Here is a 21,896-nt window from a genome sequence, read left to right as displayed (position 1 = left end):
AAAAGGGACATACAAATTTCCTGCATCCGCAAAAAGGGCTGTCAGGCCCTTGCCCAACAACCCTGGATGCTGACTCAAAATGTGCGTTTTACTCAGCAGGCGTTTCTTCTGCTGCTTCTTCTGAAGCAGTCTCTTCTTCCTCAGATTCACTTTCAACTCTAGGTGCAAGAACGGAGGCGATAACCTCATCCTCATCCTGAGTAATGGTGAAGGACCCATCTTGATTCAAATCAGCGACAATGATGGTATCTCCAATTTGCAGGTTGGAAACATCATACTCAACTGAAGAAGGAATCTCATTTGGCTTCGCACTCACTGTCACTTCATGCAAAGATTGTTGGAGTACCCCACCCTCTTTGACACCTGCTGCTTCACCGACAAGGTCAATACGTACGGCTACTTCCATTTCCTCAGACATGTTGATGGCTAGGAAGTCAGCATGAATGATGGTGCCTTTTAAACTGTCTTGCTGATACTCGCCTAACATGACACTCGTCTTTTTCCCGCCTAAATCAAGTGATAAAACACCATTTCTTCCGCTTTGCTTAATAGTCTTTAGAAATTCACCTTCATCTACAAATATGGGTGAAGCCGTTTTGTTACTTCCATACACGACTGCCGGGAATTTACCTTCTTCTCTTAGTTTTCTTAATGAAGAACGCTTAAGGTCTTCCCTTTGAGTTGCTTGTAATGTCATTGCCATACCACTTACACCTTCCTTTTTCTATTTGAACGTTTATCTAATTACTAATCCCCTTTTTGAGGATGCTGTAAACTTTTGGGTGTATTTTTTCATCGTCGTATGACTTGCTATGCTCCTCAAAATGGTGCCGCATCCTGCAGGGGAAGCGCTCAAGCCTCGCAGTTCCTAAACCTGACTATTCCTGAGGCACTCGGTTATTATTCATATTCCCTGAACCACGATTCCTTTCATTTTGAGAGCACACGAAAAAGCCGAATGGGGTTCCATTCGGCTTTTTGTAGTATGGAGATGTCCATTTAGCTGATCAATCGAATAGTGTACTTACGGATTGTTCTTCATGCACACGGATGATGGCTTCACCAATGAGAGAAGCAACAGACAAATTGACGATTTTATCAATTTGCTTTTCCTCTGGCAATGCAATTGTGTTAGTTATAACCAACTCTTTAATATTGGAGTTTTGAATTCTCTCAATAGCCGGGCCAGAGAGAACAGGATGTGTACAGCAAGCATACACTTCCTTCGCTCCATTCTCCTTAAGTGCATTGGCAGCTAAAGTGATTGTTCCTGCCGTATCGATAATGTCATCAATCAGAATCGCTGTTTTTCCTTCAATATTACCAACGATATTCATGACTTCAGCCACATTTGGACGCGGACGGCGTTTGTCGATGATAGCAATTGGCGCTTTCAGACGGTCTGCCATCTTACGCGCACGTGTAACACCGCCGTGATCAGGAGAAACGATTACGATATCTTCTAATTGTTTCGTTTGGAAATAATCAGCAAGAATCGGAACACCCATTAAGTGATCAATTAGAATATCAAAGAAGCCCTGAATTTGAGGCGCATGCAAATCTAGTGTAATAACACGTGTAGCTCCTGCTGTTTCAAGCAAATTAGCAACCAATTTAGCGGTGATTGGCTCACGAGCACGTGCTTTACGGTCTTGACGCGCATAGCCGTAATAAGGCATTACAATATTGATGGTTTTAGCAGACGCTCTTTTCAATGCATCAATCATGATAAGCAATTCCATTAAGTGCTCATTTACAGGAGCGCTAGTGGATTGGATAACGAATACATCACATCCGCGGATACTTTCTTCAATATTGATTTGCACTTCGCCATCACTGAATTGTGACACCGTGCATTTCCCTAGTTCAACGCCAATAACATTTGCAATTTCCTCTGCTAATTGAGGATTGGAATTGAGTGAGAATACTTTTAGATTGGGATCTAAATATCGATTTGACATTTTATAATGGGCCTCCAAGACTATTTATTGATGTTTAGCTTATTTACATAGTTTTCTTTGTTCACTTGTCGTGCACGCGCAACAGATAATGCCTCCCCTGGCACATCTTTTGTGATAGTTGAGCCAGCTGCAACATAAGCGCTCTTGCCTACGGTCACCGGAGCGACTAGATTGGAATTACATCCAATGAATGCCCCGTCTTCTATCCTGGTTAAGAATTTATTCTTCCCATCATAGTTAACTGTAATACTTCCGCAGCCTATATTTACATTTTCGCCAATTTCAGCATCGCCTAAATAACTTAAATGCGATGCTTTGCTGCCTTTTCCAAGCGTTGCTTTCTTCAGCTCTACGAAGTTGCCAATCTTTGCTTCATCACGAATATCTGATTGCGGACGAATATGTGAGAAAGGGCCAATTTGGACGTCAGAGCCTATTTGGCTATCATGAGCGACCGATTGGCGAACCACTGTGCGGTTCTTTATTTCACAATTCTTTATCTCTGTGTTCGGACCAATGTGACATTCGCTGCCAATAATCGTTTTGCCTGTAATCATTGTGCCAGGATAAATATACGTATCAGGGCCAATGACCACATCTGGGTGGATATACGTATTGTCAGGATCGATGAGTGTAACACCGTTTCTCATATGGCCTTCATTGATACGGCGCTTGAGTATTGTTTCCGCCTGAGATAGCGCAATACGGTCGTTAATGCCTAATGTTTCATCAAAGCTCGGTGTTTCAAAAGCTGAAACAATCTCTCCCTTTTGCTTCAAGATTTCTATGACATCCGGCAAATAATATTCGCCCTGTGCATTTTCATTTGAAACATTCTCAAGGCATTCGAACAGCAATTTATTATCAAAACAATATGTTCCTGTGTTAATTTCCTGAACGAGCAATTCCTCAGGTGAAGCATCTTTATGCTCTACAATTTTTTCAACTAGGCCATCATCATTTCTGATTACACGCCCATAGCCTGCCGGGTTATCTGTGCGAGCAGTAAGGATAGTTGCTTTGGCTTTCTGTGCGGCATGCACATCCAGTAATGCTTCAAGAGTTTCGGCCGTAATGAGTGGAGTGTCTCCGCAAATGACTAGAGTCGTCCCTTCAGCATCACCTAATATATCTTTAGCCTGCATAACGGCATGGGCGGTACCTAATTGTTCTGCCTGCAGTGCATATTCAGTCTTTGAACCTACTACTTCTTTAACTTTTTCCGCTCCATGTCCAATAATTGTTACGATTTTTGAAGCCTGAATAGATGAAACATGATCAATAACATGCTCTACCATCGGCTTTCCGCAAACGGGATGCAATACCTTATATAGACTCGATTTCATCCGAGTACCTTTTCCCGCTGCCAGTATAATTGCATTTCGGTTCGTCATGATAGGCCTCCGTTTACCTTTTTATCCATTTAAGACTATACATGAACTAGTTATTCTTTTCAAGAAGGGAGGTCAAAACTGACAATTTATTTCTGGAGTTTATGAACGGGGTAAATGAGTGGGGAGTTTGCAGGAACATAAAAAAGAGCCTCTCAGATGGTCGGCTCTTAGATGTATACTTCTAATTTTCTCTCTTTAATTAGGATGCTCCCGCTCCTTCTAGTTCTACCTCTTCAACATCACCTACACGATGATATTCGGCGAGAACAGCTTCCTGAATCTTTCCGCGTGTACCAGAATTGATTGGATGAGCAATATCACGGAATTCTCCATCTGGTGTGCGTTTGCTTGGCATAGCAACGAACAATCCATTATTGCCATCAATTACTCGAATGTCATGGACAACGAATTCATTATCCAATGTGATCGATGCAATCGCTCTCATCCTTCCATCCGTGTTTACACGGCGCAATCTTACGTCAGTAACTTCCATAATGTCACCACCTTTTATAAAAGCGAATTACTAACTATTTCCACAAAACTATCATTTTTCCTTCTTTATTTTGAAAAATATTCAAAAATTAGATGAAAATTTTAGGTTAGTAAAAATAAGGTTAGCGAATCCACTCTATAAAAGGCATATTCTATTAGGATTCAGATGGTGCTGCAAAAAAGTTCCCTTTATCTACCTTAATCATTTTTTCTCTGACATTTACATCAGATAACTTCATCAAGGATAAATAATCTTCCACCAATCGCTCTTCTGCTTGCTCTGCTTCTACCAAAACGGCAATGCCCGCTACCTTTGCCTCAAATTCCTCAAGCAGATTAACCATTCCATTAACAGTCCCGCCCGCCTTCATAAAGTCATCTACAATTAATACGTTTGCCTCTTTCGGCAAACTCCTTTTGGAGAGGACCATTGTCTGAATGCGCTTGGTTGAACCTGAGACATAATTAATGCTGATTGTTGAACCTTCTGTGACAAGTGAGTCACGGCGAACGATAACAACCGGCACGTTTAAATAACGAGCCACTGCATAGGCAATCGGAATTCCCTTTGTCGCCACTGTCATGACGATATCAATAGGATGATTGCGATAACGGGAAGCAATAAGCCTTCCGACATTATCCACAAGCCGCGGCTGGCCCAATATGTCGGTCATATAAAGATAGCCTCCAGGCAAAAGCCTTTCTGGCGTTTCCATCATCTCACACAGCTCATTAATAAATTGAGCCGCCTCTTCAACCCCTACATTAGGAATGTATTTTACACCGCCAGCTGCGCCGGGAACCGTCAAAATAGTTCCTTTCCCTTTTAATTCAAGAGTTTCCTTAATGATCCCCAAATCTTCACTAATAGAGGACTTAGCGGACTGATATTGTTCGGAAAAATAGGAAAGCGGTATGAGCGTTGAAGGGTGAGCCATCAAATAGGTAGTCATATCTACCAAACGTTCACTCCTGCGTAATTTCATATATACCCTCCACCACACGAATAATTTAATGTAATTTTACCCGATTGTACGTGTTTATTCAACCTCGTTCCGGTTTCCCAACAATCGTACCGCAAAGACATTGTCACAAAATCCCCTTAGTCCGTTATAAACCCGCTGCATTCTGGAATCATGCTCAACAAGGCCAAAAACGGTAGGTCCGCTTCCACTCATCAAAACGGCATCTGCTCCAAAGCGGCTCATTTGCTCCTTGATCATACGCACTTCCGGATACATGGATAATGTCACGCTTTCTAGCACATTCCCCATATGATTGCACATTCCATCATAGTCATGATTATAAATTGCCTGCACCATATGCTGTATGTTTGGATGCTCCACTTCATTGACTTTTAGATTGCGGTACACATCAGCCGTTGAAACGCCAATCGTCGGCTTAGCTAAGATGACCCAGCAGCTTGGAGGAGAAGGCAAATGTTCAATCTTCTCCCCGCGCCCTCTTGCAATGGCTGTCCCGCCATGCACACAAAAGGCCACGTCTGAACCAATCTCTGAACCAATCTCGGCCAATTCATTCCGAGACAATCCGAGCCCCCACATCTTGTTTAAGCCTCTCAAAGTAGCTGCCGCATCACTGCTGCCGCCAGCTAGACCAGCAGCAACCGGCACCTGCTTATCAATTGTTATATCTACACCTGTATTGATTGAGAAACGCCTCTTTAGCAAATCTGCAGCCTGATAGGCTAAATTTCTGCTATCATCCGGTACAAAGCGATTATGTGAATTGATCCTGATTGTATTTCCGCTTCGCTCTGCAAGCTCGATACGATCAGCCAAATCAACATTGGTCATCACCATCTCTACTTCGTGAAAACCATCCTCTCGCTTATATAAAACATCCAGCGCCAAGTTAATCTTAGCAGGTGCTTTCTCCATCCATTTCATCCTGTTCACCTACTTCATCCTTTTGTTACCTTCTCACATTGTACATTTTCATCGCATCAATCGCCACTATTCGCATAAATTTTTATTTCCCGAATAGAAAAGCCCCTTAGGATGTATAAATCCCAAGGGGCTGAAATCACCGCACCAAACCAGTTTGTTTTAGAAGTGAACAGGTATTAAGGTATTCCCTTATGACCGGTTAGCCAATTGCTCCTCAGCGATTTGTATGGCCCGCTTGACCATATTTCCCGCATCAGAAGCTTTAATGCCTCCCCATCCTTCTTTCTGTACAACATCCCAAAACCCGAGTTCCTTCGCAAGCTCTTCTTTAAATTGTTCAGACATCATACTTCTTCTTCTGCCCAATAGGAACAGCCCCTTTCTATTCAGGTGCGGCCCTCTTACCTTTTGTCTGCTTGGTCATCTTTATACTCGCTAAAATATAGTAAAAAAGCAGCGGACTCTTGTCCACTGCCGTTTAAGCCATTTTTCCTGATGTCTCTTCAGTAAAGGTTAATTCCACTGTTTCCGTTAAAACGTCTGCATAGCTGTAGGATACTCTCTCGAAGGAGTTCTCATCCTGATCTAATTCGACAACGAACACCGAAGGATAAGTCTCAGCTAATACACCCGAACGCTCGATAGTTTTTCTTCTACCGCCATTCGCCTTGAGTAGCAACTTCTGTCCCAAATGGGAATCCAAAATTTGTTTAATATCAGTCAAACTTTTTGGCATGCTTCGTCCACCTCACTAAAATATAGTATAGCACATTTCCAAATGACGGTCAAACAAAATAATAAATTATATCAGTGATTAAATTTGTTTGTCAACGTTTTTCAATACAAAAATTTCTCTTTTTCTCTCCTTTATCATACCCCGTTCGACATCCACATATGTATGTTATTAACAAATCAAGCAAAAAAAAATAAGCCGCCTTCTTATTCAGGCAGCTCATTTATTATGATTCGTTTTCAGGAAGGTCCTCGTCTTCTTTCTGGTTAAATGGCATTCCGATGCGCAAGGCTCCTCTTGATTCCACTCCGCCCAGGCCTCGTTCGCCTGTCAGCGTATTTCTCACAACATCCCAAACATTGATTTGATCCATAAAGGACGTATAACTTACCTTTGCGACGATATATACCGGATCTAAAGCATGGATATTGACGCGTGAAGGGGAGCTGGCAAAATTCGCGCCCGCTACAATCAATGACTCAAAGTGAGACTGGCAGGCCCCTGCGAAAATCACAAGCTGATCAAGATGATGAACCTTCTTGCGCGCTTCCTTGACAGTCAAGACAAAATCCTTCGAATGTCTATAAGCACGGATATCATCAACGGTCCCTTTTGTTTTTGAATAGGAATCATGACCAGTAATGACGAGAATATCTGGTCTGTATGTTTCAAGCAATTCCCCAATCTTATAGGGCATCTCCTTTTCCCGGCAATGGACCCCATGAACGGGAATTCCGATCTGCTGATAGAGCTCTAAGCATTTCTTTAAATACATAGGATCTCCATCCAAGTGCAGCACCTTTCCGGGTATTTGGAAATAATCTGATTGATGCCGGTAACCTTCCGTGCATTCATACTCTTTTTTATGGCGCATCCGCTCAAATTCCTGGGATATCAAATGATTGGATTGGTCGACGAGCATACTCGTGCTCAATTCCCGCTCAGCGCGCTTCATCTCTCCGATAGGCTCGAGGTCATCAAGCGGGGCATCAGCAACAAGCCGGATGTCTTCCCCATACAGAATAGCTGTCTCCCTGCCCCGCTGGATTCGCAGATCAATGACGCGGAAATATATATCGCATTCATATGACTTTCGGCCGACGATATCATTTATCTTTACCATGAAAGCCTCACTCCACACTATGGTGACCATATCGTAACCAATGGTTTCTTCATAGGCTATGCAGCATGGGACATTTACGTGAAACAAAGAAAAGCCCGGCTTTCTAAAAGCCGGGCCTAACATTATCCTTATTCGTTGCTCTGCCTGAAGTGTGGCAGAAGATGATTGCTTAAGACAGCAAATTCTTCAAGAGAGAGTGTTTCCCCTCTTCTTCCAGGTTCGATTCCGCTTTCCTCAAGACTTTTCAAAATAATCTCCTTCTTGCTCTTTCCTTCCGGAAGCTGTGAGGAAAGATTATTAAGTATAGTCTTACGGCGTTGTGCGAAGCTTGCCCTTGTAACCATAAAGAAAAATGACTCATCGATTACATCTACTGCCGGCTTTTCCCTTATAGCCAGGTGAATAACAGCAGAATCTACATTGGGCTGCGGAACAAAGACTGTTTTAGGCACGATCATAGCCACTGAAGCCTCTGTGTAATATTGAACAGCAATTGACAGGGATCCATATTCCTTAGAGCCTGGTTTTGCAGCCATCCGGTCAGCCACTTCCTTTTGAAGCATGACCGTAATTCCGCTAAGCGGCAGTTTCTCCTCAAGCAGTTTCATGATAATCGGTGTTGTCACATAATACGGGAGATTGGCTACGACGTGCAAATCCCTTACCTTGCCTGCAAACTCTTCCTCAATGACGCCAGCAACATCTGCCTTCAAAATATCTTCATGGATGACCTTTACATTGTCGTAATCGGATAAGGTATCTGCTAAGATAGGCAAAAGCCTTTGGTCAATCTCAAAGGCAACAACCTTTTTGCATAACTTGGCCAATTGCTCAGTCAGCGCACCTATTCCTGGTCCAATCTCTATAGCTCCGCTTTCCTCCGTCACTTGGGCGTGATGAACGATGTTTCGGAGAATATTCGTGTCAATCAAGAAGTTCTGCCCAAGACTCTTCTTAAAGGAGAATCCGTACTTCTCTAATATTTGCCTCGTTTTAATAGGCGTTGCAATATCTTTATTCATTTGATTCCACTCCATTTATATGTTCAATTGCCTGTAGAAACTCTTCCTTCGTAATCCCGAACATCTTCAGACGCGCATATAACTGCTTTCCATTAGCGTACCCGATATTCAAGTGTTTTCCTAATCTTTCTCTCTTATCCGCTGCTTCTTTTCCTCCAATGAGGCCAAACATCAGTAAATCCTCTTTACTTATGATCTCTTCTTGCTCATGTTCCATCTGCTTTGCATTCGACAGGGCTTCCCTTATGGCCTCAGGTGTTGCATGCTCCACCCCAAGCCCTTTTCCTGTCTTATGGATGGCCAGATGCTTCGGTAAAAAGGCGTGCTGGCAGCCTGGTACGTTTTGCGTGATGATATGGCGAATCCGCTCCCCTGGAAAATCAGGGTCCGTAAAGACAATGACACCGCGCACCTTTTGGGCAAGGCGTATTTTCTCAAGTGTCTCTTCATTGATGGCTGAACCGTTCGTTTCTATTGTATCAGCATCAAGTGCCCGCTTGATTGCGACCGTGTCATCCTTTCCTTCCACCACAATAATTTCCTTAATTTTCATTTTCCCTCCAAAAAGCATCTTTTTCTCTTATTTAATATTTGATATATTCATGATATTTTTGTAATATAAATGTAACATCATAATTTCTAGCAGCAATCCTGCTTATTATAACGCAAAAAAACAGAGGACAGAAATCCTCTGTATAAATATTATCAATTACCTAACGAAACACCTTAATTTTGACTGTCTTCACGCCCCAATTGTATGCATCTGCCGCCGATGGCACAAAGACGTCAATTTTCTTTCCGCTCACGGCACCGCCAGTATCAGCTGCTGTCGCATATCCATACCCCTCTATGTACACCTTCGTACCCAGTGGAATAAAGCTAGGATCTACCGCTATGACCTTAGCATTTGGGTTAGCACGCAGATTAATCCCTGTTGCAGTTTTGCCGGAACAACCATTGCAGCCGCTCGTATAGGCCGTTGCGGTGACATAATACTCATCTGTGGATGATGAGGATGAAGATGCAGACACCTTTTTTACAGCTGCTCTCTTTTCCTTTGTACCTACTGCAACAACTTGGTCGATCTTTTCCTCGACTGTTTCCTCTGATATTAGTTCCTTAGAAACGATTTTGCCATTTTCCTTTGTTAATTCATACGTCTTGCTGATTAAACCTTTTTGGCCCTCAGTTATGACTCTCTCTTTGCCCTTTTCCAAGGATGAATCCTTTCGGCTGATGATTTCATAATTGATTGGTTCTTCCACCACATCGGTGACCTTTTCTACCTTCGTTACAGTGACAGCAGTTTTGCCTGTCAAACGATCAGATAATTCCGGACTGACCCGGTCTAACTCTTTTACGCTTACCTTCTCACTTTTTAAAAGGTCAGCGACCGTGGTCGAAGTTGACCATACTTCCCGTTCCTTGTTTCCTACCTTTAGGACAATGGGGAATGCCTTTTCAATTTTGATATTCATACCCTCTTCGATCGTTTTATCCATTCCCTCGGATACCTTGTCCTCTGCTCGGAGCTGTATGCCTTCTTCCTTCATGAATTCACCAACCGTATCAGAAAGCGTCCATACGGAAGTTGTCTTCCGGTCGATTGTTAGCTCCACCTCTACAGCAGGAGTCCATACAACTTCCAAGTCATCGCTAATTTCAGTTCCCTTTGCAAGACTAAGATAATCCTCTTTGCCTACCTCAACATCTAATTCTTCTAGCAGTTCATTAATGGTGTCAGCATGGGTATTGACCATTTGCTTTTTCCCATCCAGGCTCAAGGCCACTGTTTTTTTCGTGCTCTCATAAAATATAATACCTGTTGCTAAAATAAAAACAGCTGCACTTGCTATAATCAATAAAGTTCTTGGCGTTCGTCTCGGCCTGGAAAATAGGTTTTTCATGCTTTGAATCACGAAAACTCCCCCTTTTCACTGTGAATGAATTATATAGATATTCAGATAATATTGTCAACTCATCCACATTTTGTAATCATAAAACGGCAATTTTACATACAAAAACGAGGATCCATACAAAATGTCTGGATCCTCGTTCATAGGCCATATTAAATTCTAAATAATCGGTTTGCGTTTTCCGTTGTCGCCCTTGCAACCTCATCAAAGGAAAGCTCCTTCAAATCAGCAATTTGTTCAGCAACTAGCTTCACATAACTTGGCTCATTCCGTTTCCCGCGATATGGATGCGGTGCTAAATAAGGGCAATCCGTCTCGATGAGGAGACGGTCTAGCGGCACCTCTTTTGCCACTTCTTTCGGCTTCACGGCATTTTTAAACGTAACTGGTCCGCCGAGTGAAATATAAAAATTCATATCAAGGCAACGTTTCGCTGTTTCAGGACTGCCGCTAAAGCAATGCATGATTCCCCCAACCTCTGCTGCTCCTTCCTCTTCAAGGATGGTCACAACATCCTCTGTTGCCTCGCGGTTATGAATGATAATCGGAAGGTCAAGCTTCTTCGCCAATTGTATTTGACGGCGAAACACAGCTTGCTGGACATCCTTCGGAGACTTGTCCCAATGATAATCGAGTCCAATCTCCCCAATAGCTACGACCTTCGGATGGGCGGTCAATTCTTCAATCCAGTCAAGATAGCTGTCCGTCAAATCAATGGCATCAACCGGATGCCATCCTATCGCTGCATACATAAAATCATATGTATCAATCAGCTCCATCGCGCGCTTAATCGTCTTCTCATCAAAACCGACAACCACGACGCGCTCAACCCCATTCAGCCGGGCTCTTTCAATGACCTCCTCGAGATCATCAGCAAATTGATCATCATTTAAATGGACATGTGTATCAAATAACATTGTTTCGCCCCTTCTTAGCATAGTCTCATTTTCTCTTACCCAATCTCCTAACGATTAAAGCCGGCATTAAACCTGCATAAAAAGAAAGGGATGTTTCACATGTAACATCCCCTTCACTTATTTTTCAATTCTTATTTAACCTGTGCTCCATTTGGCAAGGATTCTGCGATAGAAGCGAGTGCCAGCTGACCATCCTCGCTGCCCGCAAGAATCATTCCTTGCGACAGAACACCGCGCAGCTTAACCGGCTTCAGGTTGGTCACACAAATGACCTTCTTGCCTTCTAGTTCCTCCGGTTTGTAATATTGCGCAATTCCGGAAACAACCTGACGCTGCTCATAGCCTAAATCCAATTGAAGCTTCAACAATTTATCTGCCTTCGGAACGGGCTCAGCACTGATAACCTGAGCTACCCTTAGCTCCACCTTCTTGAAGTCATCAATCGTGATTTCCTCTGATTCCGGTACCTCTTGAGCCGCCTTTTTTTCCTCTTGGGCAGGCTGAGGAGCCGCGCCCTGCATGGATTCTTTAATATAGGCAACCTCTTCCTCAATATCGAGGCGAGGGAAGATTGGATTCCCTTTTTTCACGGTTAAGTCCTCTGAGGTCAGACCGAAGCTTTCAAGACTTTCCCATGTCTGCATGGACTCTTGCTCACAGTTCAGCTGTTCAAAAATTTTCTTCGGAGACTCTGTAAGGAATGGCTTCAGCATGATGGCTACTCTTCGTAAGGACTCAGCTAAGTGAGTCATGACAGATGCCAGTTCATCGACTTTCTCCTCATCCTTCGCAAGCGCCCAAGGCTGTGTCTCATCAATATATTTATTCGTGCGGCTGACGAGCTGCCAAAGGGTAGACAATGCTACTGAGAACTGCATATTCTCCATTGCCTCCTCATACTTTTCAACCGTTTCAATATTCGCTTGCAGCAATTGCTGATCGAATTCACGCTCAGATCCTCTATAAGCTGGAATCTTGCCATCAAAGTATTTATTGATCATCGCAACAGTACGGTTCAATAGATTGCCCAGGTCATTCGCAAGGTCGAAATTCACTCGTTCGACAAATCCTTCTGGAGTGAATACGCCATCCGCTCCAAATGGTACCTCACGCAATAGATAGTAACGCAATGAATCAAGGCCATAACGGTCAATCAAAGTAACCGGGTCCACGACATTGCCCTTGGACTTGGACATCTTGCCATCTTTCATTAATAGCCAGCCATGCGCGAATACCTTCTTCGGAAGGGGAAGATCAAGCGCCATCAGCATGATTGGCCAATAAATCGTATGGAAGCGGACAATTTCCTTTCCGACAAGATGGACATCGGCCGGCCAGTAATTCATATATTTAGAATTATCCTCTGTACCATAGCCGAGCGCCGTGATATAGTTTGTCAATGCATCAATCCACACATAAATGACATGCTTCGGATTGCCTGGCACTTTAATTCCCCAATCAAATGTTGTTCTCGAAACGGCCAAATCCTCTAGACCCGGCTTCAAGAAGTTATTAATCATTTCATTTTTGCGGGACTCTGGCTGGATGAAATCTGGGTTTTCTTCATAGAATTGCAAAAGTCTGTCTGCATATTTGCTCATCTTGAAGAAGTAGGATTCTTCCTTAACCTTCTCAACCGGCCGTCCGCAATCCGGGCAATTGCCGTCCTCAACCTGGCGATCTGTGAAGAAGGATTCACAAGGGGTGCAGTACCAGCCTTCATATTCATCAAGATAAATATCGCCTTGGTCCAATAATTGCTTAAAAATCTTCTCAACCACTACTTTATGTCGATCCTCCGTGGTACGGATGAAATCATCATAAGAGATATCAAGCTTCTTCCATAGAATCTTGATGTCACGAATCATGCCGTCCACATATTCCTGAGGGCTGATTCCTTGTTCTTCCGCTTTCTGCTGAATCTTCTGCCCATGTTCATCCGTACCAGTTAAGTACATGACATCGAACCCGCGCATTCTTTTGTAGCGGGCCATAGCATCACCAGCTACAGTCGTATATGCATGACCAATGTGAAGATTTCCACTTGGATAATAGATTGGGGTCGTAATGTAAAACGTATTTAATTTTTCCTTCAATTTTTTCCACTCCTTAAAGGCGCTGCCAACAACGTCCTCTTACTCATAAGTACATTAGACATAATAGTAACATTATAAAGGAATTCCTTGATTTTTTATACAGAGGAACCCTTCAATCTCTTTCAGAAAAAAAATTCCCTCAAGGTAAATGGTAAACATTGTCTTTGACAATTATACAAACTGTCCTAAATAAATATTTCAATATAATATTTTTATAGGATTTCTTACAGGAATTATGTCGAAAAAAATTAGTTTGTTCAAAATTTTTTATAATTCACCTCACAATTCTTTGTGTAAAAAATTCAACAACTGGAATATATAAGGAAAATGTAAGCGTTTTTAGCCTTATTTTATCTATATATAATCCAATTTGCCCATAAAGTACCATTGCCTTAAGAACTAAAAACATTGACGGTTTTGGGAATGCTTGGTATTATGATAACATCATTAAATTTTGTCGAATAATGACGAATTTTATTAAAAAAATATTATTCTATGAGAGGAGTATTGTTATGAAATCCACTGGTATTGTACGTAAAGTAGATGAACTTGGCCGGGTGGTTATTCCGATTGAACTTCGCCGTACTCTCGGAATTGCTGAGAAAGATGCCCTTGAAATTTATGTTGATGATGAGCGCATCATCCTCAAAAAATACAAACCAAACATGACTTGCCAAGTAACAGGTGAAGTATCTGACAGCAACTTCACATTAGCAGACGGCAAACTCATCCTTAGCCGCGAAGGTGCTGAACAACTCCTTAAAGAAATTCAAGAAAGCCTTCATGTAACAAATTAATAAAAAAGCTTCCCAAAACGGGGAGCTTTTTTATATTGCTTATTTCATTATGTCTATATGATAGGCCTGATATACTTCCCTTTTTGGAATGTTTCGTTCCTTAGCTACCTGTTTAATGGCATCATTGGGCTTCAATCCTTCACCCACATAGTGGTCTACATGCTCCTTAAGACTTACATCCTCCCACCATACAGCTTCCTCTTCCACTTCATTTGAGCCTTCAACGACCAAAACGAATTCTCCGCGAACCTCCTGTGTGCTTGCCCACTCGAGCGCTTCTGAAATCGTGCCGCGGATGTATTCCTCAAACCTTTTCGTCAGCTCACGTGCGAGGACGATTGGCCTGTCTCCAAGATATTCATGAAGAAGCGCAAGCGTCTCCTTTAATCGATGGGGAGATTCATAAAAGATGAGTGCCCCGTCCTTTTTACGCAGCTCTTCAAGCTCCTTTTTCTTCTCCTTGCGGCTCCTGTTCAGGAAGCCGTAGAAGTAAAAGGGCTGAGGGGCAATCCCTGATGCGATTAGAGCCGTCAAAGCCGCATTTGCGCCTGGAAGTGCCACCACGGGTATCTCTTCTTCTATACAAGCCTGCACGAGCTCATAACCCGGATCTGAAATCGCCGGCATGCCCGCATCACTCACTAAGGCAACCCGGCTTCCGCTTCTGAGTCTTTCAAGAATAGCCTCTCCGCTTTGCTGCCTGTTATGTTCATGATAGCTGATCAGCGGCGTGTGTATCTCAAAATGATTACACAGTTTCTTCGTATTGCGGGTATCCTCTGCCGCAATACAATCCGCCTCCTTTAATATTCTGACAGCCCGATATGTCATATCCTCTAAATTGCCGATTGGCGTCGGCACTAAATATAAAGCAGGCTCCTGCTCCCGCTCAAAGCTCTTTTGACTCTTCAATGCCATAACCTCCTATTTGAACGATCCGCTCCTTCTCAGGCCTCTTTAATTGCTTAAAGCGATATTCAGCCTGCATTGCCTCCGTCTTTGTTTCATACTGCTCATAATAGCGCAGGACAACCGGTCTCCTTGCCCGGGTATACTTAGCCCCTTTTCCTTCATTATGGGTTTGGATTCTTTTCTCAATATTATTTGTATAGCCAGCATAATAACTGCCATCTGCGCATTCCAGCACATAGAAATAATGCATTTTATTCTCCATCAATCATTTTCTTAAGCTCATCTGTATATTCATTATTATCCTGATAAACAACTAGGGGCGGCAGAAGCTTTAAGTCAGGGCTTCCACCCTTGATTCCCTCTACAAGAATGGTATTTGCTTCACGCCCAGCCTTTGGGTAGACGAACTGAAGCCGCTTCGGCTCTATGCGGTATTTTCTCATCAGCGTCAAAATATCAAGCAATCTCCCCGGCCTGTGAACGAAAGCTGCTTTCCCACCTTGTTTCAGCAGCTGGCTGCTCACTCTGACGACATCTTCTAATGTGCACATAATCTCATGCCTCGCGATAGCATAATGCTCATTATCATTTTGAATTTCTTTTGCTGGTGTCAGAAAGTAGGGAGGATTGCATGTGACGACATCATACTTATCATGTCCAAGCACAGGGAGGATCTTGTTCAAATCCTCATGATGCATGGTGATCTGCTCAGAAAGATTATTGTATTGAACGCTCCTCTCGGCCATATCATGAAGTCTCTCCTGAATTTCGACCCCATGGATATGTCCCTTTGTCCTTCGGCTCAATAATAACGGGATGACACCATTACCGGCACAAAGGTCCACCAGATTCCCTTTTTGAATCGGTACATAGACAAATTTCGCAAGCAGAACCGCATCCAGCGAAAAAGAGAACACACTAGGGCTTTGAATGATCCGAAGCGGTTCCCCCAAGAGATAATCCAAGCGTTCATCATCTTTTAACATTTTCAAACACGTATCGCTCCTAACCATATATCCTTTATAAAAATAGCCTTTCCTAATCGATAGGAAAGACTATCTTTATTTCTTATTTAAAAATGAGAGGCAAAACAGGCAATCTCCATCTTTACGCGGACTTCCAAAATGCAAATTGCAAATATGGAATCCTTCCTGATACAGCCTTGCCAGATTGTCATAGCCCTCTCCAATATCCATTGGCTTAGTACCCTTTTTCTGCTTCTTTTGAGCAGATGCTGGTTTAGTCTTTTCCAGCTCGAGTAATCGGCGACGAACATTCTCATTCTCCAATTGGAGTGTATTATTTTCCTCTAGAATCTCAGCCAAATGCTGCTTCAATTCTCCAAGCTGCTTATACAAATCGCCGATTTGGGCCTCCATGCTGCTGACCGAATCGAATATTTCTTTTTTATTCATAACACCCACCACCTTATTAATCTGTGGCTTGAATCGTGAAGGTGCCTTCCTCCATCATCTCATCCAGCGTATATTCAACAACACGTTCTTTTCCTTGCAATTCAATCTGCATGATTTTCTCAAGGATATTCAGTCCGATTACCTTCCCTCTCCCCATCGGTGTATCAATATACTCACCAAGGTCAGGAAGTTGTTCCTTCGCACTTTCGTACTCATCATTCTCATATTTCAGGCAGCACATGAGACGACCGCACAATCCTGAGATCTTCGTTGGATTAAGTGATAGATTTTGGTCTTTCGCCATTTTGATTGAGACTGGCTCGAAATCTCCCAAGAAGGTCGAACAGCAAAGCATCCGGCCGCATGGGCCAATGCCGCCAAGCATTTTAGCCTCATCCCTCACACCGATTTGCCTTAGTTCAATTCTTGTACGGAAGATGGCCGCCAAGTCCTTCACAAGCTCACGAAAATCAACTCGTCCATCCGCTGTAAAATAAAAAATCACCTTATTGCGATCAAAGGTATACTCCACATCAACCAGCTTCATATCCAGCCGATGCTCAATTACTTTTTCACTGCAAATCTGAAATGCCTGCTGAGCGATTTCCCTATTCTCGTCCACAGTATAGCGGTCTTTCTCATCGGCAATCCGGATGACCTTTTTTAAAGGAAGGACTATATCATTTTCGCCCACTTGCTTGCGCGGAATCACAGCTTTTCCAAATTCTATGCCTCTGACAGTCTCTACGATAATATACTCATCCTTGGCTATCTCAAGCTCTCCTGGGTCAAAATAATATATTTTACCCGCTTTTTTAAAGCGGACTCCTACAACATCATACAAGTGTAAATCCCTCCTGAAGGTTAAGCACGAGCTGCTCCATTAACAGCTGTGGATTCATATTCGCCGAAAGCTTACGTTTAGCCTCCAGTATTTCATTCATCTGATTGGCTAATTGCTTTTGTGTATGCAAAATAGCTAATTGGCGGAACTGATCTTCCTTGTCCTGATAAACCATTTCCTCCGGCTTATCGAGCTGAACGTAAAGAAGGTCTCTATATATATTCAAAAGAAGCAATAATCCCATTTCCATTTGCTCACGTTCTTTGAAATGAGGGAGCCAATCCTCTTGGACGACCATGATTCCATCCACAGGATTTTTTATGGCTTCATACAATTTTACCACTATCTTTTGGGCTTGTGCAAACCACTCATCCTCCTGAAGAGCCAGTCCTTCATCGACACTATTCGTCAAACTGGCAATTAATTTTGCCTTATTAGCCGGAACCCCTGACTGAATTAATTGCTTACTCAGCTCTACTGGATTCAAAGGTGTGAAAGAGATTGTCTGGCATCTGGATAAAATCGTGGAAAGCATCTTGTGGATTTGATCTGTCAGCAAGATGATGGTTGTGCCTGCATGCGGCTCCTCTAGGAACTTCAGAAGGCTGTTTGCTGCTGAAGCTGTCATTTTATGCGAGTGAGTAATGATATAGACTTTCTTCTGAGATTCTACTGCTTTCTTCTGAAATTCCTCATGCAGCATTTTGATCTGCTCTTTCTTGATGGAAAGTCCATCAGGCTCGATAATATGAACATCTGCATGATTTCTATGCTCAATCTTCTTACAGTTTACGCATATGCCGCATGGGAGATATCCATCAATTGAATCAAGGCAGAATAATGACTTAGCAAGCAGCATACTCGCATCCTGCTTGCCGGTACCACGCTCTCCCTCAAAGAGATAGGCATGTGCCACTCTGTCTTTTTTCAGGCTGTTCAAAAGCATTGCTGCTGCTCTCGGCTGCTGGTTTGATAGCTGTTCCCATGTTTCAATCATGCTTATTTCCTCTCATCCTTTATCCTAAAAATGATAGAACTGATCCACTGGCAAAACAAACACGGTTGCCCCTCCGACCTCAACTTCGACTGGATAAGGTATATACGAATCCGCATTTCCCCCGATTGGTGAGACTGGAGCAACGTATTGTTCCCTCGCCTGGCAATTCCTCTTAATGATTTCAAGAGCCTTATTGACTCGTATCTCCTCGGTGCCAATCATAAAAGTAGTATTGCCGGATTTCAAAAATCCGCCTGTCGTAGCCAACTTAGTTGCACGGAAATTATGGTCAACCAAATCACTTAATAATTTCGCACTATCCTTATCTTGTACTATCGCTACAATAAGCTTCATGGTGAACCCCCCAATCAAGAATCAATCTTTTCATGTGTTTCCTCTAAGTTGTCATCTTTTATTATACCAAAGCCTGTATAAGATTAATATAAAACCTTAAAGCCATGCTTTAAGGTTTCTTGTCAATAATTGTCTTTATTTGATGAAGAGTTTCTTCATAAACTTCTTCAACAGACCGGTCTGCATCAATCCCTTTGATACGATCTGGATCTTTCCTCATCAATAATTGATAGCCATCATACACTTTTTGGTGAAAGCTGAGCTCTTCAACATCGAGCCTATTTACTTCTCTATTCTTATGCTGCTCGATTCTCTCTAATCCTCTTTTCGGATCAATCATGAAAAATAATGTTAGCTCTGGCATGAGCTCCTCAATCGCAAACTGGTTAATCTGCCAGATTTCATCGACCCCGATGCCTCTAGCGTATCCTTGGTAAGCCAAGGAACTGTCCACGAAGCGGTCACATAGAACGATAGCACCCTCATTAAGCGCCGGGACGACCTTCTCCATCAAATGCTGCCGGCGGGCTGCCGCATAAAGGAGCGCCTCAGTGCGCGGGTCCATTGCCGTATTGCCGCGATTCAAAATAACCTCGCGAATTTGCTCAGCAATCGGAATGCCTCCCGGCTCCCTCGTCAGGATAATGCGATAGCCTTCTTTCTTCAGCTGTTCTGCCACTTTTGTAATGATGGTTGTTTTCCCGGCTCCCTCAGGACCCTCAACCGTGATAAATATTCCTCGTTTCAAGGTTGCACCCTCCAATATTATGTACGCTAGAACTAGTATATCATAGCCATTATGCAAAGACCTCGATTTGTCCGTCCTTTAAGCAGGAGCCTCCCTGGATTTTCACCTTATTCCTCATTAGTCTAAAGCAGGCGGAAACCATCTCATCTGTAATCCGTTCTCCACGTTGAATAATCGGGATTCCAGGAGGATAAGGAATAATGGACTCTGCAGCTATCTCCCCTATTGAATGAGAAAGGTCGAGCCTTTTTACATTTAACTTCTCCATTTCTTCATATGATAAAGCAAGCTCTGTATGCTTTGATTCATTGGATATGCCGCTCTCCTTAAAGGAGCCTGTTTCGGAAAACGGCTTGGTTTCTCCATCCCACTTCATTAATTCTAGCCGGTTAATGAGCTTCTCGATAAAAGATCCTTGCCCTTCCTTCAGAAGCGGCAGAACCAGTAATACGAACCGTTCAGTGGAGAGCTCTGGATAAATGCCAACATCTTCAAGCCTTGCCTGCAGCTCATAACCTGACACATTGCCCTTTTGGCAAATCAGCAGTTTCAGCGGATCATGCCAATCGGCCTTCGACGATTCATATATCGCAAGCTGCTTATGACCGGAGAGATAACTCTTGAGAGATTGAAGCTGCTCGCATAGATAGCTTTTATCCTTCTCACAGTAGCCTTCAAGATAAGCTCTCGCTAAGTCCAGCGACAGCATAATTGGATAGGATGGACTGCTGGACTGGAGTATCCTCAAATAGCGTTCCACCTGCTCGGCAGAGACAAGTTCTCCTTGTATATGTAAATAAGAACCCATCGTCATTGCAGGCAGCGTCTTATGAGCCGAATGAACAACTAAATCAGCCCCCTTACTGAGAGCAGATGGCGGAAATGGGTCACCTGCTGCAAAGTGGGCGCCATGAGCCTCATCTACGAGCACAGGAATCTTCAAATGGTGAGCTGCTTTAATGATTCCTTCAAGCTCCATTCCCATTCCATAATAATTTGGATATGTCAAAATGACGGCTTTTGTTTCTGGATATTTCTGCAGATACTCCTCAATAGCTGAGTCAGTAAGCCCTATTTCCACCCCTTCACAATCAAGCTCAGGATGAAGAAATATCGGTTTTGCACTTGCAAGCGCCAACCCATTCATGATCGATTTATGACAATTTTTCTGCACGAGCACTGTATCTCCAGGCTGAACGATCCCTAGAATCATTGCTAGGTTCCCAACCGTTGAACCATTTACCAGTAAATAACTCTTATCTGTCTGATAAAGGGAAGAAAGCAAAATCTCTGCTTCCATGATTCCCTCCTCTGGATTATGAAGATCATCAAGCCCTGTCAGCTCCGTCATATCCCAGCTCATCGCCTCACGCAAGCCTGTTGGTGTCAGGGGGTGAATGACATCCCCATCTTTATGACCCGGCACATGTAAGGATAGGGGGTTTTTCCCTTGATGATCCTTCAGCATATTAAGAATTGGAATTTTAATATTCTCCATTACCTTCAACTACTTTCTTATATCAGCCATATAAAAAGGCTCCATCCAAAGAAGGGGCCTGTGCTTTTAACCATTATAAGTTTTTCCGTCTATTCCATTCAAGTAACGGCTTTGGGATTCATCACGTAAAAATGCTTGAAATATTATTTTTGCGCAGTTTCTCAACATATTCTTGGTAAATAGGATCGCTCGTATCAGTATGAACAATAGCCTTCTCACATTCTGCACAAATATATCCAATATAAAGATGTAGACCTTCTGATTTTTCCCTCTCACAAATACAGCATTTATCTCCTAGCTGCTTAAAATCCTTACCGGCCGCATCAAAAATTGCCATAATTACACCTCCCGCTACTCCTAGTATCACCACTGGCAAGTTATTGTATACACAATTTTGAATTGGTTATGTAATTTATTGTATGCCTAGATGATGAATACGTTGTATGTCTTAATTAGCGGCCAACATATAAAGTTTGAGAGCTCTGAGAACATGACAAGCTGCAGGCTGCTTTGAATGTGATTAGGCATTAAGTTTAGAGATGAATCAATTATATCGTTTAACCTCTTTGCTTCTCTCTACTCGGAGAGGCTTGCTGTCAGCTAGGCGAGCTTCTTTTTTCTTCTTTAAAAAATCCATCTCTATCGAGATTTTTACACACAAAAAAACCAGCTCAAAACTGAACTGGTTTTGCTTGCCCGGCAACGTCCTACTCTCACAGGGGACGCGCGGCCCCAACTACCATCGGCGCGCGAGCTTAACTTCCGTG

24 protein-coding genes and 1 pseudogene are annotated in these 21,896 nt (G+C 42.9%); 1 reads left to right on the top strand and 24 read right to left on the bottom strand.

Annotation, left to right across the window (positions count from 1 at the left end; genetic code table 11):
- Window positions 1-88: 88 nt before the first annotated feature.
- From CYL18_RS17005 to metG, 14 genes and pseudogenes are all read right to left on the bottom strand, one after another.
- Window positions 89-703 carry a 50S ribosomal protein L25/general stress protein Ctc gene (locus tag CYL18_RS17005; protein WP_104850691.1) on the bottom strand — a complete coding sequence of 205 codons (615 nt, stop codon included), beginning with the start codon at window positions 701-703 and terminating at the stop codon, window positions 89-91.
- 304 nt (window positions 704-1,007) lie between these two features.
- Entirely contained in the window at window positions 1,008-1,961 is a 954-nt protein-coding gene (locus tag CYL18_RS17000; protein ID WP_104850690.1) for a ribose-phosphate diphosphokinase, read from the bottom strand.
- A gap of 20 nt (window positions 1,962-1,981) precedes the next feature.
- Window positions 1,982-3,355 carry a bifunctional UDP-N-acetylglucosamine diphosphorylase/glucosamine-1-phosphate N-acetyltransferase GlmU gene (gene glmU, locus CYL18_RS16995; protein WP_104850689.1) on the bottom strand — a complete coding sequence of 458 codons (1,374 nt, stop codon included), beginning with the start codon at window positions 3,353-3,355 and terminating at the stop codon, window positions 1,982-1,984.
- A gap of 199 nt (window positions 3,356-3,554) precedes the next feature.
- On the bottom strand, window positions 3,555-3,848 hold the full coding sequence (gene spoVG, locus CYL18_RS16990) for a septation regulator SpoVG (protein ID WP_049672611.1): 294 nt from the start codon (window positions 3,846-3,848) through the stop codon (window positions 3,555-3,557).
- 154 nt (window positions 3,849-4,002) lie between these two features.
- Window positions 4,003-4,833 carry a pur operon repressor gene (gene purR / locus CYL18_RS16985; RefSeq protein ID WP_104850688.1) on the bottom strand — a complete coding sequence of 277 codons (831 nt, stop codon included), beginning with the start codon at window positions 4,831-4,833 and terminating at the stop codon, window positions 4,003-4,005.
- A gap of 54 nt (window positions 4,834-4,887) precedes the next feature.
- A complete protein-coding gene (gene ispE, locus CYL18_RS16980; RefSeq protein WP_104850687.1) occupies window positions 4,888-5,757 on the bottom strand; it encodes a 4-(cytidine 5'-diphospho)-2-C-methyl-D-erythritol kinase in 870 nt (289 codons plus the stop codon).
- 189 nt (window positions 5,758-5,946) lie between these two features.
- On the bottom strand, window positions 5,947-6,123 hold the full coding sequence (locus CYL18_RS16975; protein ID WP_104850686.1) for a small, acid-soluble spore protein, alpha/beta type: 177 nt from the start codon (window positions 6,121-6,123) through the stop codon (window positions 5,947-5,949).
- Between the two features lie 112 nt (window positions 6,124-6,235).
- On the bottom strand, window positions 6,236-6,493 hold the full coding sequence (veg, locus tag CYL18_RS16970) for a biofilm formation stimulator Veg (RefSeq protein ID WP_049672614.1): 258 nt from the start codon (window positions 6,491-6,493) through the stop codon (window positions 6,236-6,238).
- A 223-nt stretch (window positions 6,494-6,716) separates the two neighbouring features.
- Window positions 6,717-7,613: a sporulation peptidase YabG gene (gene yabG, locus CYL18_RS16965; protein ID WP_104850685.1), complete on the bottom strand. Its 897-nt coding sequence runs from the start codon at window positions 7,611-7,613 to the stop codon at window positions 6,717-6,719.
- 128 nt (window positions 7,614-7,741) lie between these two features.
- Window positions 7,742-8,635: a 16S rRNA (adenine(1518)-N(6)/adenine(1519)-N(6))-dimethyltransferase RsmA gene (rsmA, locus tag CYL18_RS16960; protein WP_104850684.1), complete on the bottom strand. Its 894-nt coding sequence runs from the start codon at window positions 8,633-8,635 to the stop codon at window positions 7,742-7,744.
- The gene (gene rnmV / locus CYL18_RS16955) at window positions 8,628-9,188 is read right to left on the bottom strand and encodes a ribonuclease M5 (protein WP_104850718.1); all 561 of its coding nucleotides are present in this window, start codon (window positions 9,186-9,188) and stop codon (window positions 8,628-8,630) included. Before rnmV ends, rsmA begins: the two co-directional genes overlap by 8 nt.
- Before the next feature lie 160 nt (window positions 9,189-9,348).
- Complete coding sequence (locus CYL18_RS16950; protein ID WP_236636510.1) at window positions 9,349-10,554, bottom strand: G5 and 3D domain-containing protein; 1,206 nt, start codon at window positions 10,552-10,554, stop codon at window positions 9,349-9,351.
- Between the two features lie 149 nt (window positions 10,555-10,703).
- Entirely contained in the window at window positions 10,704-11,468 is a 765-nt protein-coding gene (locus CYL18_RS16945; RefSeq protein ID WP_104850683.1) for a TatD family hydrolase, read from the bottom strand.
- Between the two features lie 131 nt (window positions 11,469-11,599).
- A pseudogene (gene metG / locus CYL18_RS16940) lies at window positions 11,600-13,573 on the bottom strand (methionine--tRNA ligase); the annotation flags it as partial.
- A 503-nt stretch (window positions 13,574-14,076) separates the two neighbouring features.
- Between metG and CYL18_RS16935 the strand changes: the two are divergent.
- The gene (locus tag CYL18_RS16935; RefSeq protein WP_104850681.1) at window positions 14,077-14,361 is read left to right on the top strand and encodes an AbrB/MazE/SpoVT family DNA-binding domain-containing protein; all 285 of its coding nucleotides are present in this window, start codon (window positions 14,077-14,079) and stop codon (window positions 14,359-14,361) included.
- Between the two features lie 39 nt (window positions 14,362-14,400).
- Here CYL18_RS16935 and rsmI read toward each other — a convergent pair whose 3' ends face one another.
- From rsmI to CYL18_RS16885, 10 genes are all read right to left on the bottom strand, one after another.
- Entirely contained in the window at window positions 14,401-15,273 is an 873-nt protein-coding gene (gene rsmI, locus CYL18_RS16930) for a 16S rRNA (cytidine(1402)-2'-O)-methyltransferase (RefSeq protein WP_104850680.1), read from the bottom strand.
- Window positions 15,251-15,535, bottom strand: a complete 285-nt coding sequence (locus CYL18_RS16925) for a GIY-YIG nuclease family protein (protein WP_104850679.1) — start codon at window positions 15,533-15,535, stop codon at window positions 15,251-15,253. The genes rsmI and CYL18_RS16925 overlap by 23 nt, the downstream gene beginning before the upstream one ends.
- Window positions 15,525-16,259 carry a tRNA1(Val) (adenine(37)-N6)-methyltransferase gene (locus tag CYL18_RS16920; protein ID WP_201741307.1) on the bottom strand — a complete coding sequence of 245 codons (735 nt, stop codon included), beginning with the start codon at window positions 16,257-16,259 and terminating at the stop codon, window positions 15,525-15,527. The genes CYL18_RS16925 and CYL18_RS16920 overlap by 11 nt, the downstream gene beginning before the upstream one ends.
- A gap of 75 nt (window positions 16,260-16,334) precedes the next feature.
- Window positions 16,335-16,688: a DNA replication initiation control protein YabA gene (yabA, locus tag CYL18_RS16915; protein ID WP_104850677.1), complete on the bottom strand. Its 354-nt coding sequence runs from the start codon at window positions 16,686-16,688 to the stop codon at window positions 16,335-16,337.
- Between the two features lie 16 nt (window positions 16,689-16,704).
- A complete protein-coding gene (locus CYL18_RS16910; RefSeq protein WP_104850676.1) occupies window positions 16,705-17,532 on the bottom strand; it encodes a PSP1 domain-containing protein in 828 nt (275 codons plus the stop codon).
- On the bottom strand, window positions 17,525-18,529 hold the full coding sequence (gene holB, locus CYL18_RS16905) for a DNA polymerase III subunit delta' (RefSeq protein ID WP_104850675.1): 1,005 nt from the start codon (window positions 18,527-18,529) through the stop codon (window positions 17,525-17,527). Before holB ends, CYL18_RS16910 begins: the two co-directional genes overlap by 8 nt.
- A 24-nt stretch (window positions 18,530-18,553) precedes the next feature.
- Window positions 18,554-18,883, bottom strand: a complete 330-nt coding sequence (locus CYL18_RS16900; RefSeq protein ID WP_104850674.1) for a cyclic-di-AMP receptor — start codon at window positions 18,881-18,883, stop codon at window positions 18,554-18,556.
- Window positions 18,884-18,992: 109 nt separating this feature from the next.
- The gene (gene tmk, locus CYL18_RS16895; RefSeq protein ID WP_104850673.1) at window positions 18,993-19,631 is read right to left on the bottom strand and encodes a dTMP kinase; all 639 of its coding nucleotides are present in this window, start codon (window positions 19,629-19,631) and stop codon (window positions 18,993-18,995) included.
- A gap of 49 nt (window positions 19,632-19,680) precedes the next feature.
- On the bottom strand, window positions 19,681-21,129 hold the full coding sequence (locus tag CYL18_RS16890; RefSeq protein ID WP_104850672.1) for an aminotransferase class I/II-fold pyridoxal phosphate-dependent enzyme: 1,449 nt from the start codon (window positions 21,127-21,129) through the stop codon (window positions 19,681-19,683).
- A 121-nt stretch (window positions 21,130-21,250) separates the two neighbouring features.
- Window positions 21,251-21,466, bottom strand: coding sequence for a sigma factor G inhibitor Gin (locus CYL18_RS16885; protein WP_104850671.1), 216 nt, complete (start codon window positions 21,464-21,466; stop codon window positions 21,251-21,253).
- Window positions 21,467-21,896 lie beyond the last annotated feature (430 nt).

Origin of the sequence: Pradoshia eiseniae, assembly GCF_002946355.1 — a bacterium.
Classification (GTDB): Bacteria; Bacillota; Bacilli; order Bacillales; family Pradoshiaceae; genus Pradoshia; species Pradoshia eiseniae.
Note: the sequence above shows the minus strand (reverse complement) of the source record. Positions and strands in the feature narration are given on the sequence as shown.

Bases quoted from the DNA above. Each gene is read 5' to 3' on its own strand.
- CYL18_RS17005 (WP_104850691.1), bottom strand. From the start codon at position 703: ATGGCAATGACATTACAAGCAACTCAAAGGGAAGACCTTAAGCGTTCT.
- CYL18_RS17000 (WP_104850690.1), bottom strand. From the start codon at position 1,961: ATGTCAAATCGATATTTAGATCCCAATCTAAAAGTATTCTCACTCAAT.
- glmU (WP_104850689.1), bottom strand. From the start codon at position 3,355: ATGACGAACCGAAATGCAATTATACTGGCAGCGGGAAAAGGTACTCGG.
- spoVG (WP_049672611.1), bottom strand. From the start codon at position 3,848: ATGGAAGTTACTGACGTAAGATTGCGCCGTGTAAACACGGATGGAAGG.
- purR (WP_104850688.1), bottom strand. From the start codon at position 4,833: ATGAAATTACGCAGGAGTGAACGTTTGGTAGATATGACTACCTATTTG.
- ispE (WP_104850687.1), bottom strand. From the start codon at position 5,757: ATGAAATGGATGGAGAAAGCACCTGCTAAGATTAACTTGGCGCTGGAT.
- veg (WP_049672614.1), bottom strand. From the start codon at position 6,493: ATGCCAAAAAGTTTGACTGATATTAAACAAATTTTGGATTCCCATTTG.
- yabG (WP_104850685.1), bottom strand. From the start codon at position 7,613: ATGGTAAAGATAAATGATATCGTCGGCCGAAAGTCATATGAATGCGAT.
- rsmA (WP_104850684.1), bottom strand. From the start codon at position 8,635: ATGAATAAAGATATTGCAACGCCTATTAAAACGAGGCAAATATTAGAG.
- rnmV (WP_104850718.1), bottom strand. From the start codon at position 9,188: ATGAAAATTAAGGAAATTATTGTGGTGGAAGGAAAGGATGACACGGTC.
- CYL18_RS16945 (WP_104850683.1), bottom strand. From the start codon at position 11,468: ATGTTATTTGATACACATGTCCATTTAAATGATGATCAATTTGCTGAT.
- CYL18_RS16935 (WP_104850681.1), top strand. From the start codon at position 14,077: ATGAAATCCACTGGTATTGTACGTAAAGTAGATGAACTTGGCCGGGTG.
- CYL18_RS16925 (WP_104850679.1), bottom strand. From the start codon at position 15,535: ATGGAGAATAAAATGCATTATTTCTATGTGCTGGAATGCGCAGATGGC.
- CYL18_RS16920 (WP_201741307.1), bottom strand. From the start codon at position 16,259: ATGTTAAAAGATGATGAACGCTTGGATTATCTCTTGGGGGAACCGCTT.
- yabA (WP_104850677.1), bottom strand. From the start codon at position 16,688: ATGAATAAAAAAGAAATATTCGATTCGGTCAGCAGCATGGAGGCCCAA.
- holB (WP_104850675.1), bottom strand. From the start codon at position 18,529: ATGATTGAAACATGGGAACAGCTATCAAACCAGCAGCCGAGAGCAGCA.
- CYL18_RS16900 (WP_104850674.1), bottom strand. From the start codon at position 18,883: ATGAAGCTTATTGTAGCGATAGTACAAGATAAGGATAGTGCGAAATTA.
- CYL18_RS16890 (WP_104850672.1), bottom strand. From the start codon at position 21,129: ATGGAGAATATTAAAATTCCAATTCTTAATATGCTGAAGGATCATCAA.
- CYL18_RS16885 (WP_104850671.1), bottom strand. From the start codon at position 21,466: ATGGCAATTTTTGATGCGGCCGGTAAGGATTTTAAGCAGCTAGGAGAT.